Origin of the sequence: Thermodesulfobacterium hveragerdense DSM 12571, assembly GCF_000423845.1 — a bacterium.
Classification (GTDB): Bacteria; Desulfobacterota; Thermodesulfobacteria; order Thermodesulfobacteriales; family Thermodesulfobacteriaceae; genus Thermodesulfobacterium; species Thermodesulfobacterium hveragerdense.
In genome coordinates this window covers 100,526-115,955 of the sequence record NZ_AUIT01000003.1, presented here as the reverse complement: position 1 = coordinate 115,955, position 15,430 = coordinate 100,526, and the positions used below count along the sequence as shown (strand labels likewise).

Below are 15,430 nucleotides of genomic sequence, written 5' to 3'. Positions count from 1 at the left end.
ATTATGTAAGAGTTATGAGAAGAAGTATCCAGCTTATATAAAGGGACTTTTGAAAAAGAAGGAGCATTATTTTGTTTATAAGAAATATCCTGAGGGGGTGAGGAGGTATATATACACGACGAATGTGGTTGAGAATATAAATAGCAGGATAGAGCTGATAAGGGTAAATACAGGGGGATATTTTCAATCAATCAAGACAGCAGAGGTTGCGATATACATAACAGTAAGTCGGATTCAGAAAACGAGATGGCAAAAACCACTTCCTTTAATTAAGTCTGCTTTATACGAATTGAGGCAAATGTTTGTAAAGAGATTTTATAAGGAGACACAATTCTCTTGACAAGTGTCACCATCTTATCTTGAGAACTAACTTTTATAACACCTTTAAGGAACTCTGACCTTACAATCGATTTTATTTCCGATGAATCCTCTATCTGTGTATCATCTACATTTATAACGCTTGAAACCCTGTCAACAAGAAATCCCAAAATTTGTCCCATGTTTAAAACGATAACTCTACTTGTTTCATCGATTTCTCTTTCAGCAATACCAAAAACCTTTCTCAAATTTATAACAGGAAGCACATTTCCCCTCAAATTGGCAAGGCCCAGAAGTGTTGAGGGGGCTTTAGGAACCCGAACCATCTGAGGCACACGAATTATCTCTTGAACCGGAGCCATGGGCAAAGCAAAAACCTCTTCTTCGATAAAAAAACTCACATACTCGTTTATTTTTTCCTCCTCATATAATTGAGGTTCCATGAGTTCTGCTTCCATAGTCGTAACCTCCAGGATTAAATTGACTGAAGCTCATCTGCCAAAGAAGCAATCTCTTCTATCGCACTTGCAAGTTCCTCTGCTCCCTGAGCCTGCTCATGAGCAGCTGCAGCAGCCTCCTCAACTGCTTTTTCAGCTTCTTGTGCCGCAGCCGCAATCTGTTCTATGGCTTTTTTCACTTGGGCTATGGCTACTACAATCTCTTGGGTAGATCTTAAAATTTCTTCTGCAGAATCGCTTACTGCCACCATTTCTTTTTCTACTACTTCTAAGTCTTTTGCCACTACTTTGGCCTTTTCTGTTTCCTCTAAGGCAGATTTCAGTATTTCTTCCACATCTCTCATCACCACAACCACCTGATCTTGTATAGCTTTTACCAAGTCCTTTATCTTTTCTGCGTTAACGGCTGAATCTTGAGCAAGGTTTCTGATGTCTGAAGCTACAACCGCAAACCCTTTTCCGAACTCCCCTGCACGAGCTGCCTCGATGGCTCCGCTTACCGCAAGCATGTTTGTCTGCACAGAAACCATCGTAATGACGTCTACTATTTTGTCTATCTTGCGAGTAAGAATCTCAAGTTCTTTGATACGTTTAAGATTTTCTTTTGTCTCTTCTGAGGAGCGAATTATTCCAGCAATCATTGTCTCAACGGCTATTTTATTTTCTCCAAGAAGCTTTTGAATCACTTCTATTCTGTCTTTGGAAACCTTAGGTCTTTCTTCTGCGATCTTAAGTGCCTCTTCAATCTGGGTTACAGAAGCACTTAACTCCTCCGATGCTCCTGCCTGAGATTGAGCTCCTTTTCTTACTTGTTCAAGAGCGGCTGAAATCTGTGCAGCTGCCCTATTTATTTCTTGAAGGGCTGAAGACAGTTCTTCAGCGACTGAAGCAACCTCTTCGGCAGATTTAGTTATATCGGTTGAACCTTTAAGCTCTTCAGCCAGCTCCGCAAGATTTTGAGCTGCCTGTTCAGCCTCCTGAAGAGCCTGTGCCTGTTCAGCAATGGTTTTAGCCACCTCTTCTGCAGCTGCCGCCTGCTCTTCTGCCGCGGCAGCTATGTCTTCTGCTGCTTTTAAGGCCTGCTGGGTTGCAACATCTGACTCATGAGCACCTGAAGCAATCTCCTGCGCACCCTTTACTATCTCTGCCATATAAACCTTAATCTTTTCTAACTGAGAGGTTATTTCTTTCCCTTTTTCGGCCTCTTCCTTTACTTTTTTTGCAGAGGTATTTATTCCTTCTGCTATAACTCTTACTTCATCCTGAATCTGAGAAACTAACTCTTGAATTTGTTTAGCCGATTTTTCAGAGGTTTCAGCAAGTGTTCTTACTTCGTCAGCAACGACTGCAAAACCTTTACCATGCTTTCCTGCTCTGGCTGCCTCTATCGCTGCATTAAGGGCAAGAAGATTAGTCTGATCGGCAATTTTGGCAACAGTTTTTACTATCTCTCCGATATTTGTCGACTGAGCTTCAAGTTCTGAGACCTTCTGCACTGATTCCGTCTGCCTTTCTGCGGCAATATTTATACTTTTAACAAGATTAAGTATGTCGTTACTTACTCTGACAACAAGGGTCTGAGCATTTTCAATTTTTGCCTGAGAAAACTCAGATGACTGCATCTGTCTTCTTACAGAACCAGCAACCTGTTTAAATGCTGCAAGCATTTCCTGAGAAGCACCAGATGCCTCCTCTGCTCCTGCTGCAATCTGTTGGGATGAATTTTTTAGTTCTTCCACCGCGGCAGCGGCTTCAGAAATACCTGAGGCAAGCTGGCTTGTGGCTGCGGCAATCCTCTCAGAAATCTGCTGCTTTTTGGCAAGAGTTCTTGCTCTTTTACGCTGTTCTTCAGCCTCTTTTAAAGAGGCGGTAGTAGTTTTTTGAGACTTTGGACCTGGTGACTCTTTCTTGACTAAAGGCATAGCTCTTACCTCCTTCTCTTTATAGTTTAAACAATAAAAAAGTTTATCTCCCCTAAATTGTTGCCGGTGAAAAGCTTATCCAAGGAACTTAACCAGCACTGGATAACCATATAAAAAAATATGCTTGGTTAAGATTAAACTGCACTTTGGTGCCTGCGGTAAAGAGTAGTAAAGTTCTGGTGGACAAAAAAGCCAAGTTCAAGTTTTGGGACTTTAAGGTCTTGTTTAGAGATAAGATAAGATAAGATAAGATAAGATAAAAATAAAATCGGTTGTGATGTGGGGCTTGATGTTGAATTTAATTTTAACGAAGATTGAACTCATACCAAGTTGAGTAAATCCCCCACAAATTGGAAACCAAGATATTTATTATTTTATTTTAAGTTAAATCAAAAGCTTCGTCAAGGTCTAAATTACCCTTGTAAGTTCAAATTGTCCCAAATTTTCTGATATAGAGTTTTAAAAAAATTTTTTCCTATGATTTTTATCCAAATATCATTTTCAAATCTACCCATTTTCTACCTACAACCTATTCTTTGCAACAATTTCACCTGGTTTTAAAAATATTACTCCATATTTTAAACTTTCAAACACGGCCTCGTCCGATAAGACGTGTAAAGATAGGTTGAATATATAGATTACAAAAACTTTACCGTGTTTCTGCCTGAAGCCTTGGCAGTATAAAGTGCCTGGTCTGCTATACCAATAAGTTCCTCTAAAGATTTGTCTGGATGTAAATCCAAAGAGGTAACTCCAAAGCTTGCGGTAATCTTAATTCCGTCTACATCAGTTTTTTCAATTTCTTTTCTCATCTCTTCTGCCTTACTAATTGCCTTTTGATAGTCCATATGAGGGCACACTATCAAAAACTCTTCGCCCCCATACCTTATTCCATAATCTATCGTTCTTATGTTGTTTAAAATGATCTGAGCAAAGATTTTGATAACCTTATCTCCGGTCAGATGTCCAAACTTATCGTTTATCTCTTTAAATTTATCTAAATCAGCCATTATAAAACCTATGTCGTATTTATGTCTCTTGGCCTTTTCAAATTCTTTTAGCAAAAAATCTTCGATCACGTTGCGGTTGTAAAGACCGGTCAATGGATCTTTTATGTAGAGACTTTCTAATTCTTTTAACTTCTTTTTTAAACGATCTAAAACTTTCTTTTTAGTAACATGATTAAAAATCTTGATTAAAATTTCTTCTTTTAGAGGGGGTTTAGGGATGTAATCATCCGCACCTGCTTTAAAAAGTTCTATCCTTCTTGCAGGAGTATCATACCCGGTAAGCACTATGATAGGAATATCTTCTCTTGTGTCGTTTTCTCTTATACTTCTAATCAAATCTAACCCAGAATCTCCTCCACCTAAAATATAGTCGGTTATCACAAGGTCTATTTCATTTTGTTCAAAAGCCTTTAAAGCCTCTTCCACAGTTTGAAAAGATAGAACTTTTAATTTAGTATGTTCTAAAATATGGCTTAAAAATTTTATGTATAAATTTGTATCTTCTACGTAAAGAATATTACCTTCTAAATTTTGTAGTTCTATAATTTTGATAAAATCTTTTAAAAACTTAGGAAGTTTTTTAGGTATATCCTTTTTTAGGATAACCTCTAATACACCTTTTTTTAAAGCCCTCTCAATCAACTCTGGGTCCTCTTTTGAAGTTAACAATAAAACCGGAACTTTTTGGATTTTTTGCTCTTTTTCAAGTGTTTCTAACAGATCAAAAACATCACCGTCATCTAAAATGTAGGATGAAATTATTAAATCAGGAATTTCACCAGATCTGATCAAACTCAAAGCTTCTTTTACCGTAGCAACTAAAGAAATATCATGAAAGTAGTTTTTTAATATATCTTCTACCAATTTTCTTAAAAACGTTACAGGAAGTATTACTAAAACCTTTCCTATAACCATACTTTTGCTCCTTTTAGTCTTATATAAATTTTATTTTATTTTATTTAATTTTAAATTTTTGACAACAAAAAAAACCGACTTCCTAAACTAACGATAAATTTTTACCAATTTTATTGACCGTTTCAAAATTTTTGGTTAATAATTTATTATTAGAAACATTTCCAAAGTGAGGTAAGGCCATGATAACCAAAGATTTAAAAAACGCTTGGGTTTGTACTTTGAATAATTGTGGTTATATCTATCTTCCCTCAAAAGGGGATAAACACCAACACATCCCTCCAAACACTCCTTTTGAGGCCCTTCCTGAAACCTGGACTTGTCCTAACTGTGGAAACGCTAAAAAAAATTTTAGGAGACTTAAGGACCTGGTCGAAGAAAAATAATAAAGGAAAATAAATAAATAAATAAAGCCCCTGAGAAATTCCCAGGGGCTAAAGACTCAATCAGAGCTTAAAATTCTCCTCCTCCGGGCATGGCAGGCATTTTTTCTTCTTTTTTAGGTTTTTCAGCTACCATAGCCTCGGTAGTTAACAACAACCCAGCCACAGAAGCGGCATTCTGAAGGGCACAACGGCTTACTTTCTTCGGGTCGATAATCCCAGCAGCCATCAAATCTTTAAACTCACCAGTAGCAGCATCAAAACCGAAACTATCTTTTCCTTCTTTTACTTTTTCTACGATGATAGAACCTTCAAAACCGGCGTTAAAAGCAATCTGACGTAAAGGAGCTTCTAAAGCTTTTTTGATGATTTCTACACCATACTGTTCATCACCGTCAAGTTTGACAGCTTCTAAAGCTGGTAAGCATCTAATGTAAGCAGTTCCACCACCAGGGACGATACCTTCTTCCACCGCTGCTTTGGTAGCATTAAGGGCGTCTTCAACCCTGGCTTTCTTTTCTTTCATCTCAGTTTCAGTAGCAGCACCAACATAGATTACCGCAACCCCACCTACAAGTTTAGCCAACCTTTCCTGAAGTTTCTCACGGTCATAATCAGAGGTGGTTTCTTCGATCTGAGCACGGATCTGTTTGATACGAGCCTCTATGTCTTCTTTCTTTCCAGCCCCATCGATGATGGTGGTATTTTCTTTGGTTACCACCACTCTTCTTGCCCTTCCAAGGTCTTTAAGCTGAACATTTTCAAGCTTCATACCAAGCTCTTCAGAAACAAAGGTACCACCGGTTAAAATTGCGATATCCTGAAGCATGGCCTTTCTTCTTTCACCAAAACCAGGAGCCTTTACAGCGCAGCACTGGAGAACTCCTCTAAGTTTGTTTACCACCAAAGTAGCCAAAGCCTCACCTTCTACATCCTCAGAGATGATTAAAATAGGTTTACCAGACCTGGCTACCTGTTCAAGCACAGGTAAAAGGTCTTTCATAGAGCTGATTTTTTTATCATAAACCAAGATATATGGATCTTCTAAAACACATTCCATCTTTTCTGGGTCAGTAACAAAGTAAGGAGAAATATATCCTCTATCAAACTGCATACCTTCCACTACTTCAAGATAGGTTTCAAGACCTTTAGACTCTTCTACGGTGATAACTCCCTCTTTTCCTACTTTATCCATGGCATCAGCTATAAGGTTTCCGATAGCTACATCGTTGTTCGCAGATATGGTAGCTACTTGAGCGATTTCCTGACGAGATTTGCAAGGTTGAGCTATTTTTTCAAGCTCTTTAACGACGATGTCTACTGCCTTGTCAATACCACGTTTGATAGCCATGGGGTTGATACCAGCTGCCACAAGTTTGATACCCTCTTGAAAGATAGCCTGAGCAAGTAAGGTAGCGGTGGTAGTACCATCTCCGGCAACATCATTGGTCTTAGACGCCACCTCTTTTACCATCTGGGCGCCCATGTTTTCAAACTTATCTTCTAACTCTATCTCTTTGGCTACGGTTACGCCATCCTTGGTAATCAAAGGAGAACCAAAGGACCTTTCCAAGATTACGTTTCTTCCTTTAGGACCAAGAGTAACCTTTACAGCGTCAGCTAATTTGTTAACTCCTTTTAAAATTTTGTCTCTCGTATTAGCCCCATAAATGATTTCCTTTGCAGCCATAACTTCCCCTCCTTTCGGTATTTTATTATATTTTAGGACTTAGCCTTACTTAGTCTTCAAGGATAGCTAAGACGTCATCTTCTCTCATGATAAGATATTCTTCACCCTTGATCTTAATTTCAGTTCCAGCATATTTACTGAAAAGGATTTTATCTCCTTCTTTGACGGTTAAAGGCTGTTTTTGGCCGTTTTCTAAAACCCTACCATCCCCCACCGCGATCACCTTACCCATGATAGGTTTTTCCTTAGCTGTATCTGGGATGATAATTCCAGATTCAGTCCTCTGTTCTTCCTCGATGCGTTGAACTAAAATACGATCATGTAAAGGCCTAATCTTCATACTGCCACCTCCTCCTTAATGATTTTTTGATTTTGTAAACATAAAGAATTAAATTACGAAAAAAAAGATAATCATTTGATTTTAAAAGACAAGGTGGTAAAGACTAAATTTTCAAAAAATTTCTCAAACCTTCTATAAGGCTTTCTACAGGGTAACTTGTGTCTAAAACCAGTAAAGGAGCACATTCATTAGGAGGTTCAAATTTATTTTTTTGAGCCAGATAAATGTCCCACAAAGCATCAGAATAGGTATTTTCCTTTCTCACAAATAACCTTTCCCTAACCACGTTATCCTCAGCGGTACACCACACCCAAAAAACCTCAGCCTTAACCTCTTTAAGTCCCTCAAACAACCAGTTCCTGTATTTTCTATTCCTAAACGTAGCATCTAAGATTACATCTCTGCCATAACTGAGCTCTTCCTTAGCAATTTCTATCATTTTTTTGTAGGTTCTTTCAGTAATCTCAGGGGCATAGATACCCTTTTCAAACTCTGCATAGTAATGCTGAGATTCTTTTAAACACAAAAGACGTTTTCTGGTTATGTCCGAAGAAAGGTAAACCGCAGGAAGCTTAGCCATAAGCTTTTGCGAAAGAAAGCTTTTACCAGTACCTGAAAGCCCCATAAATACTATTAGCTTAGGAATTCCCCCTGCATAGTGATAAGCAAGGTCAAAATACCTTCTGGCTTGTTCCAAAAATCCTTGTTTTTCAGGACTTGTTTGTTCGGTTGAGGCATAGGTAAAACATCCTATCTTACCCCTAACATAAGCCCGATAACACTTATAAAAATTCAAAAGTTGTTTAATCCCTTGGTCTTGACTATGAGAAACATACTGGGATATAAAATAGTCAGAAAGACTTCTTTCTCTATAAAAATCTAAGTCCATAGCCAAAAAAGCTATGTCTGAGCACACATCACCACACCTAAACCGTTCATTAAACTCTATACAATCAAAGATATAAACCTTGTTTACATTCTCAAAACAGATGTTAGCTGAATATAAATCTCCATGTCCGTCTCTGATAAACCCCTTATCTATCCTTTCTTGAAAAAGGGCTTGATTTTCCTCCAAGAACTTATGTGTAAAGTATATAATATGTTCATACTTATAATTGGCTAAAGCTAATCCCACAAAATCTTTGGTTTGAAGAAAATTTTCCTCGGTGTTAAACCTTACAACCTCTATATCTCCGTAAGGGTTTACCTTTTCTCCGGTTTCTGCCTTTTGATAGAAAGGAACCAACACTGAAACTACAGAATCTATATGAGGCTCGGTTATTTTTTTTTCTTTTAAGAGATTTACCATCATCCCTTCTTCAGGAAGTTTCTTCATCTTTACGGCATATTCTACTATCTCCCCTTCAGCCTCAAACTTATATCCTTTAGAAGTTTTCACTACAGGCACAACCCCTAAGTATATTTCAGGAGATAGCCTTCGATTCAGCATCACCTCTCTTTCACAAAAATGTTTTCTTTTTTCTAAGGTGGTGTAGTCTAAAAAGCCAAAGCTAACTGGCTTTTTGATCTTATAAACGAATAGGTCTGTGATAAAAACATAAGAGATATGGGTTTGAACCACCCTTAGAGTTTGAGTAGGATGTGGAAAAGAATAGACATCTATCAACCGGTCCCAGGCCTTTGGTTCCATAAAGGGTATTTTAACGGCTACCACGATTTTGGCAAGATTGCTCGAGACTAAAATCTAAGATCTTTAAAGTAATTTCAGGTTTTTTCCTTTATTATCTTGAAATAATCAAGATAAGGTTTTACATTTAACAATATTAAAAACTTTTAGAAAGGGAGCAGTATGAAAGAAGGGTTAGAGGTTAATTTTGCAGAAGTTTCAGAAGGGGAGATCATAGACGTTCCTGAAGTTTTACCCTTAATGGCTATAAGGGACATCGTCCTTTTCCCTTCGATGGTAATTCCTCTTTTTGTAGGAAGGTCTAAATCTTTAAAAGCCATAGAGGAAGCCTTAAATAAAGATAAACTACTCGTTCTTTCTACCCAGAAAAACTCTCGTATAGAAAATCCCAAACCAGAAGACCTTTATAAAATTGGGACTATCGGGCTTATCCTTAAAACCCTTAATCTCTCTGAAAACCGACTAAAAGTAGTGGTGCAGGTGCTTTCAAGATGTGAAATCCAAGGGTTTTTGGAAACTGAACCCTGTTTTAAGGTAAAAATAGAGCCCTGTAAAGAAAAGGAACCGGAAATCATAACCCCTGAAATAGAGGCTTTAATACGCACGGTAAAGGAAAACACAGAAAAATTATTGGTGTTAAAAGGGATTTTAAATCCAGAGATTTCAACGGTTATTCATTCTATAGAAGAACCAGGAAGGCTTGCAGACCTTATCACAGTCTACCTTAAGTTAAAGGTTAAAACTGCTCAAGACCTTTTAGAAACCTTAGATGGGGTAGAAAGGCTTAAAAAAATATCTGAAATCCTTTTACAAGAAATAGAGATTACCACCCTTCAAAACAAAATTCAAGCCCAGGCCCAAGAAGAGATTGGAAGGTCTCAAAGAGAATATTTCTTAAGAGAACAACTAAGGGCTATAAAAAGGGAGCTGGGAGAGTTTGACGACGTCGAAGACGAGATTGAGGATTTAAAGAAAAAGATTAAAAAAGCCAAAATGCCTAAGGAGGTAGAAAAGGAGGCATTAAAGCAACTTAAGCGATTAGAATACATGCACCCTGACTCTTCTGAGGCAGCAGTAATAAGAAACTACCTTGAATGGTTGATAGATCTTCCTTGGAATAAGTCTACCAGAGACAACTTAGACCTAAAACATGTTAAAAAAGTGTTAGACAAAGACCACTATGACTTAGAGAAGGTAAAAGACAGAATAATTGAGTTCTTAGCGGTAAAAAAAATCAATCCTAAGGCCAAGGGTGCCATCCTTTGTTTTGTAGGACCTCCTGGGGTTGGTAAAACAAGTCTTGGAAGATCCATTGCTGAAGCCTTAGGTAGAAAGTTTGTGAGAGTAGCCTTAGGTGGGATAAGGGATGAAGCTGAAATAAGGGGGCATAGAAGAACCTACGTAGGGGCGTTACCAGGTAGGATCATCCAGGGAATAAAACAAGCCGGGGTAAACAACCCGGTGTTTTTACTTGATGAAATAGACAAGCTGTGTAGTGATTTTCACGGAGATCCTGCGGCAGCTCTTTTAGAGGTTCTTGACCCGGAACAAAACAAAGACTTTTTAGACCACTATTTAGACGTTCCCTTTGACCTCTCTAAGGTTCTCTTTATAGCCACAGCCAACATGACAGAACCTATACCACGGGTGCTTTTAGACAGAATGGAGGTAATCTACCTTTCAGGATATACCTATCAAGAAAAATTAGAAATCGCCAAAAGACACATTTTGCCTAAGCTTTTAAAAGAACACGGGCTTAAAAAGAACATTCTTAAAATCTCTGACGAGGTTATTCTAAGGGTTATCGAAGAATATACTTACGAATCAGGGGTACGTGAGTTAGAAAGAAAGCTTGCAGCTATCTGTAGGAAGGTAGCCAGAAAACTTGCCGAAGAAGAAAAGGGACCTTTTAAGGTCACCGAAGAGAATTTAGTGGAATTTTTAGGGCCTCCTGAATACATAGAAGAGCTTAAACAAGAAGAAGACGAAGTTGGAGTAGCTACTGGCCTTGCCTGGACCCCCAACGGTGGAGAGGTGCTCTACGTAGAGGCGGTAGTTATGCCAGGAAAAGGAAACCTCATCCTAACAGGGCATTTAGGAGAGGTGATGAAGGAAAGCGCCCAGGCAGCTTTATCCTATATTCGTTCTAAGTATAAAGAGTTGGGGATTGACCCTAAGTTTTATTCAAAGTATGACATCCACGTCCACGTGCCTTCTGGGGCCATACCTAAGGATGGACCAAGTGCTGGGATTACCATAGCGGTAGCGATGGTATCTGCCTTAACCAAAAAGCCCATTTCCAAAGACTATGCGATGACCGGAGAGGTCACCCTTAGGGGTAAAGTGCTTCCTGTAGGGGGAATAAAAGAAAAAAGTCTTGCTGCCTTAAGAAAGGGAGTTAAAAACGTCCTTATCCCTGTTAGAAATTCAAAGGACTTGGAAGATATACCCAAGGAACTGAGAGAAAAAATAAACTTTATCTTGGTTTCACACCTTGACGAAGTTATAAAATTAGTTGTCAAAAATTAATCCCAAGCCCTTTATTTTTTTTATTTTTCTGTAATATTTATCTCTAATTATAGTTACAAAGGTATATATTATAAAATGAATAAAAATTTCAACAATAAAAAAGGAAGGAAAGCTAAGGAAACTCCGGAAAGTCGCAAACGAGAACTGTTAGAAGCGGTTGATGAAAACTGCAACCCCATCACCATCCTAAAAAGAGAGGAAATCCATCAAAAAGGCTATTTTCATAAAACAGTACATATTTTTTTGTTTAATAAGGAAGGGGAAATCTATCTTCAAAAAAAATCTAAGTTGGTTGAGGAAAACCCTGGTTTGTGGACTTCCTCTGCTTCAGGACATGTGTTGGTAGGAGAAAGCTTTTTAACCACTGCTCAAAGAGAGTTAAAAGAAGAGCTCTCTATAAGAACAAAATTAGAAGAAGTACTTCGTATCACCCCAAAAGACCTGAACAACGACATAGACTGTTTAGTCCTTTTTACAGGAACTACCAGTAAAACACCTAAGCCCAACCCTTTAGAAATAGAAACAGGCGGTTTTTTTTCCTTAGAAAAAGTAGATAGATGGGTACAGAAAAACCCAGAAGATTTTACCTTTTCTTTTAAGGTGTTGTGGCAACTTTATTGGAATGTCATGACTCAAAAAGATCTAAAGGGAAGATAAGACCTTCTTTTTCGATGATATTTTTTAACAGCTCTAAATCTCTATCTCTTACATATTGGGGTATAGGGGCCATCGCAAGCCGATGAAGTTTTACCTCCTTTTCTGTGGGAGAAAGGTTTAACTCAAGGATTTGTTTTCTTAAGTTCTCCATAAGCTTTAAGTATATTTCATATTCTGGGCCAAACTGCCTTTCTAAACTTTCTCTTATCCTTCTTGCTACGGCAGGGTTTGCCCCAGAAGTAGAGATGGCTATGGTTAAACTTCCTCTTTTTACCACGGAAGGCACGATAAAACTGCAAAATTCGGGAACATCTACCATGTTACAAAATACCCTTTTTGCGTTGGCTTCATCATATATAGACTTTTGGGTAGAAGGGTCGTTGGTTGCAGCAACCACCAACCAGGCTCCTTCAAGGTCTCCTGGCTGATAGATTCTCTTTTCCCAGATTATCTGACCCTCTTCAGCCAATCTTTGTAAAGCTGGGGTAGCTTCAGGAGAAATCAACTTAACAAAAGCTTTAGCCTGAAGCAAAGACAAAACCTTTCTTTCACCGACCTTACCTCCTCCTATAACCACACAAAGCTTTCCTTCTAAGTTTAAAAAAACCGGAAAATAGACGTTAGTCAACCTCACCCCATCCTTCAAGTTTAGACCTCCAAAACTGAGTAGCCTTAGGATATAGTTTTACAAATTCCACTTTTAAATAGCCTTTTTCCTTTACTACCTGTTTAACCTCGATGTTTATCTTTGCTGCCCTAAAATGGGCAAGCATAGCCAGATAACTGCTCTCCTTTTTAAACCTTACTCTAAAAGTTTCGCTTACCACCTGATTTTTTTCAAAAAAACCTAAAACTTCTTCAAAAAGATTTGCAGATAGTTTATTATAAACCTCTTCTTTAATTTCTTCAAACTCATAAAGGTTCAGAGCAAGCCTTATCAATCTTAGGTAAATAAAATGAGGGTCTACCTCTCCCAAATAAGGAAAGACTACCCTTAGGTCCTCAAGATTAGAAAATGGGGTAACGTATTTAATCCTGTATTTTCCATCTTCGGACTTAAAAACTACCCCTTCTCTTTTTTCTTGGTGGTAACGCCTTAAAAGTTCTCTTATGTTTTCATAATCCTTAACCGGGTCAAAAGGCCCATAGATTTCAGGGGCGTTAAAACCATAGGTTTCAAGGAGATTCAACTTATCTGACTGAGATAAAAATCCTCCTCCACCTGTTTTCATAAAATCAAAAACAAAATAGTTTATATCCTCTTTGATATAAGCAGGATATTCACTAACAAAAGGATTCTCTGGTCCGGCTACCTCAACACAAACCACCAAATTTGGATGTTTCTCAAAAAACTCAGGAAGATTGGGTAAAAAATCTTCCCATCGATCGGTAGCAAAAGGACAGATAAATCCCCTTCGGGTAAAACCTAAGATTTCATCTCCTACTTTAAAAAGTCTTACGTTATACCCTTCTACCTTTTCTTCAGCATAAAAAGGAGAAGTCATATATCTTACCAATCCCGTTTTTAATACATAAATCCTGGGAATCTGAGGGTAACCTCTTACCAAAACCTGGTCGTTAAAAAACGTTCCCATAGGAAAACTTTTAAAGTCCTTGTTTAGCCTAAAAAAGCCTTTATCTTTCCAGGTAAAAAAGAGAATCTTCCCTGTTTGTAAACCTTTTTCCCATTCTTCTAAAGGATATCTTTTTAAATCTGGATTTCTTTTCCAGCAATGTCTAATATATTCCCTAATTTCTTTTTCATTCTCGGTAAAGGCTAACATATCCTTTTTCTCCTTCTTTGTCTTCGATGGTAATTTTTAACTCAGGCAAAAACTTAGGGATCAACCAGGCTTGAGTAAGAAGATGTTTGGTTACCTTGGCTACAGAAAAACCAAAAAATTTAGCAGACCGCTGTTTTAAAAGGGCTAAACTTATAGGTATCAAAATCTGGTCTGCCAGATGTTCTTCAAACTGAGATTTAGTGCTTAGAAAATTTTTCCATTCTCTTGCTACCTTTTTCCCTACCTCCTCTGCTGGATAGCCACGTTTTCCCAACTCGGTAAATCCAGCATATAAAACCTTTTTCTGACCTAAAGCCTTTAAGAAAACAAACGTTCCGTCAGATCGAGACTTCACCCTTTCTTTATAGGCTATAAAGTTCTCACAGTTTGGTAACTCTGACAATACACCTTTTAATTGCCTTTCTACGATATGGGCAGGAATTCTTTCAGAAGATACACTATAAACGGTGAGGTTTTCAGGAATAAAAAACTCTGGTAAAGTCGGCAGAAAAAACTCCTTCCAGGGTTTAATGAAAGCCCTTATCTTCCCCCCACCTGCAGGATAAAACCCATAGGCTTCAAGATTAAGGTCTAACTTAAGTCCTAAAAGCTTTACTAACGGCAAAAAAACCTCTTTTACATAGTGATAACAGGGACTAAAGGGAACATGGGTACCTCCTTTGATCACCACCTCTCCACCTTCACTTAAACTCAAAGGATACACAACTGTCTGGAAAAGAAGCAAGGTTGAGCCTGCAGTTCCTATATCAAAGGAATAGTGCAACTTTTCTGGAAGTTTTTTGGGAATAAAAAGTATCTCTTGAGAACCCAACTCATCCCCTTTTACCTCTGCCTCTGAAAGATAGGCTAATGCTTTAACACAGGCTAAATGCTGAGGCTGAAGACCTGATTTAGGTCTTTTAGCTCTAAGGTTAAAAATTTTAAAAGGTTTACCAGTGACTACCGAAAGCGATAAAGAGGTGCGTACAATCTGACCACCACCTTCACCGTAAGCACCATCTATAACAAGCATTTTTCATCAAGCTCTTTTTCCATCTTTTCGATTTCGCTTATCAAAAACTCTACCAACCACTCCACCATCTTTTTGCCTTTTTCAACGGAAGCCTTTCTTGGGTCGCCCCATATTCCGGTACCCCAGTATTTTTCTTTCTCAAACACCACCCTAAACTTAGGAAATTTAGGATAATCTTCAAATCCCCCTTCTTTTACCAACTCTGGTTTTAGGTAAAGCATAAGGGAGGTTTCCCATTCTCCTGCATGAAAATCCTTTTCAGGGATACCCATATCTTTTAAACAAGGCCTAAGTAGCTGAAAAATGTCGGCTACAAAAAAATTACAATAAGGAACTAACGATATAAAAGATTCAGCTGCGTCTACCAAATAGGCGTTGTGGGTACCTCCTGCATGTCCAGAAAGAACCATAAAATTTTTAAAACCACAAAGATAAAACTGATGGAAAAGGTTTAGTATCAACTTTTTTAATACCTCCCCGGTAATACTTATCGTCCCAGGAATAGTACTCGTACTTCTACAAAGACCGTAATAAAGAGGTGGGGCTATAAAGACCTTTTTTTTCTCCGCTACCTTTTTACAGACCTCATAGATAGTATAAAGGTCAGTAGCTAAAGGTAAATGAGGACCATGAGCCTCGATAGAACCTACAGGGAAAATAACCGTCTTTACTTGCCTTTTAGCCTCTTCAAATTCTAAAGAAGTAATCTCCTCTACTAACATGATTTAACTCCTAAAAATAATTGA

Annotated in this window: 14 protein-coding genes; 4 read left to right on the top strand and 10 right to left on the bottom strand. The window is 38.1% G+C overall.

Annotation, left to right across the window (positions count from 1 at the left end; all coding sequences use genetic code 11):
- A partial coding sequence (locus G580_RS11395) for a transposase (RefSeq protein WP_028841389.1) occupies positions 1-340 on the top strand: 340 nt, incomplete at its 5' end.
- On the opposite strand, the gene G580_RS0102510 is transcribed toward G580_RS11395, so the two are convergent.
- The 3 genes from G580_RS0102510 to G580_RS0102500 all read right to left on the bottom strand — a co-directional run bounded on the left by G580_RS0102510 (position 270) and on the right by G580_RS0102500 (position 4,623).
- A complete protein-coding gene (locus G580_RS0102510; RefSeq protein WP_028840905.1) occupies positions 270-776 on the bottom strand; it encodes a chemotaxis protein CheW in 507 nt (168 codons plus the stop codon). The genes G580_RS11395 and G580_RS0102510 overlap by 71 nt on opposite strands.
- 17 nt (positions 777-793) lie before the next feature.
- The gene (locus tag G580_RS0102505; RefSeq protein ID WP_028840904.1) at positions 794-2,698 is read right to left on the bottom strand and encodes a methyl-accepting chemotaxis protein; all 1,905 of its coding nucleotides are present in this window, start codon (positions 2,696-2,698) and stop codon (positions 794-796) included.
- A 638-nt stretch (positions 2,699-3,336) separates the two neighbouring features.
- On the bottom strand, positions 3,337-4,623 hold the full coding sequence (locus G580_RS0102500; RefSeq protein WP_028840903.1) for a diguanylate cyclase: 1,287 nt from the start codon (positions 4,621-4,623) through the stop codon (positions 3,337-3,339).
- 179 nt (positions 4,624-4,802) lie between these two features.
- On the opposite strand from G580_RS0102500, the gene G580_RS0102495 reads away from it, so the two are divergent.
- Positions 4,803-5,006 (top strand): rubredoxin, encoded by a 204-nt coding sequence (locus G580_RS0102495; protein ID WP_028840902.1) that lies wholly within the window; start codon positions 4,803-4,805, stop codon positions 5,004-5,006.
- Between the two features lie 67 nt (positions 5,007-5,073).
- On the opposite strand, the gene groL is transcribed toward G580_RS0102495, so the two are convergent.
- The 3 genes from groL to G580_RS0102480 all read right to left on the bottom strand — a co-directional run bounded on the left by groL (position 5,074) and on the right by G580_RS0102480 (position 8,684).
- The gene (gene groL / locus G580_RS0102490) at positions 5,074-6,693 is read right to left on the bottom strand and encodes a chaperonin GroEL (protein WP_028840901.1); all 1,620 of its coding nucleotides are present in this window, start codon (positions 6,691-6,693) and stop codon (positions 5,074-5,076) included.
- Positions 6,694-6,742: 49 nt separating this feature from the next.
- Positions 6,743-7,033, bottom strand: a complete 291-nt coding sequence (gene groES / locus G580_RS0102485) for a co-chaperone GroES (RefSeq protein WP_028840900.1) — start codon at positions 7,031-7,033, stop codon at positions 6,743-6,745.
- Between the two features lie 103 nt (positions 7,034-7,136).
- Entirely contained in the window at positions 7,137-8,684 is a 1,548-nt protein-coding gene (locus G580_RS0102480; RefSeq protein ID WP_028840899.1) for a bifunctional aminoglycoside phosphotransferase/ATP-binding protein, read from the bottom strand.
- A gap of 159 nt (positions 8,685-8,843) precedes the next feature.
- Between G580_RS0102480 and lon the strand changes: the two genes are divergently transcribed.
- The gene (gene lon / locus G580_RS0102475) at positions 8,844-11,210 is read left to right on the top strand and encodes an endopeptidase La (RefSeq protein WP_028840898.1); all 2,367 of its coding nucleotides are present in this window, start codon (positions 8,844-8,846) and stop codon (positions 11,208-11,210) included.
- Between the two features lie 75 nt (positions 11,211-11,285).
- On the top strand, positions 11,286-11,867 hold the full coding sequence (locus G580_RS09660) for an NUDIX hydrolase (protein ID WP_051172997.1): 582 nt from the start codon (positions 11,286-11,288) through the stop codon (positions 11,865-11,867).
- On the opposite strand, the gene G580_RS09655 is transcribed toward G580_RS09660, so the two are convergent.
- From G580_RS09655 to G580_RS0102450, 4 genes are read right to left on the bottom strand one after another with little or no spacing between them, the layout of a single operon-like run.
- Entirely contained in the window at positions 11,836-12,513 is a 678-nt protein-coding gene (locus G580_RS09655) for a precorrin-2 dehydrogenase/sirohydrochlorin ferrochelatase family protein (protein WP_245542829.1), read from the bottom strand. The two genes, G580_RS09660 and G580_RS09655, sit on opposite strands and share 32 nt — an antisense overlap.
- A complete protein-coding gene (locus G580_RS09650; protein WP_051172995.1) occupies positions 12,488-13,651 on the bottom strand; it encodes an RNA ligase in 1,164 nt (387 codons plus the stop codon). Before G580_RS09650 ends, G580_RS09655 begins: the two co-directional genes overlap by 26 nt.
- Positions 13,629-14,684 carry an RNA 3'-terminal phosphate cyclase gene (gene rtcA, locus G580_RS0102455; protein WP_028840897.1) on the bottom strand — a complete coding sequence of 352 codons (1,056 nt, stop codon included), beginning with the start codon at positions 14,682-14,684 and terminating at the stop codon, positions 13,629-13,631. Before rtcA ends, G580_RS09650 begins: the two co-directional genes overlap by 23 nt.
- Positions 14,672-15,406, bottom strand: a complete 735-nt coding sequence (locus G580_RS0102450; protein WP_038041350.1) for a creatininase family protein — start codon at positions 15,404-15,406, stop codon at positions 14,672-14,674. Before G580_RS0102450 ends, rtcA begins: the two co-directional genes overlap by 13 nt.
- Between the last annotated feature and the right edge of the window lie 24 nt (positions 15,407-15,430).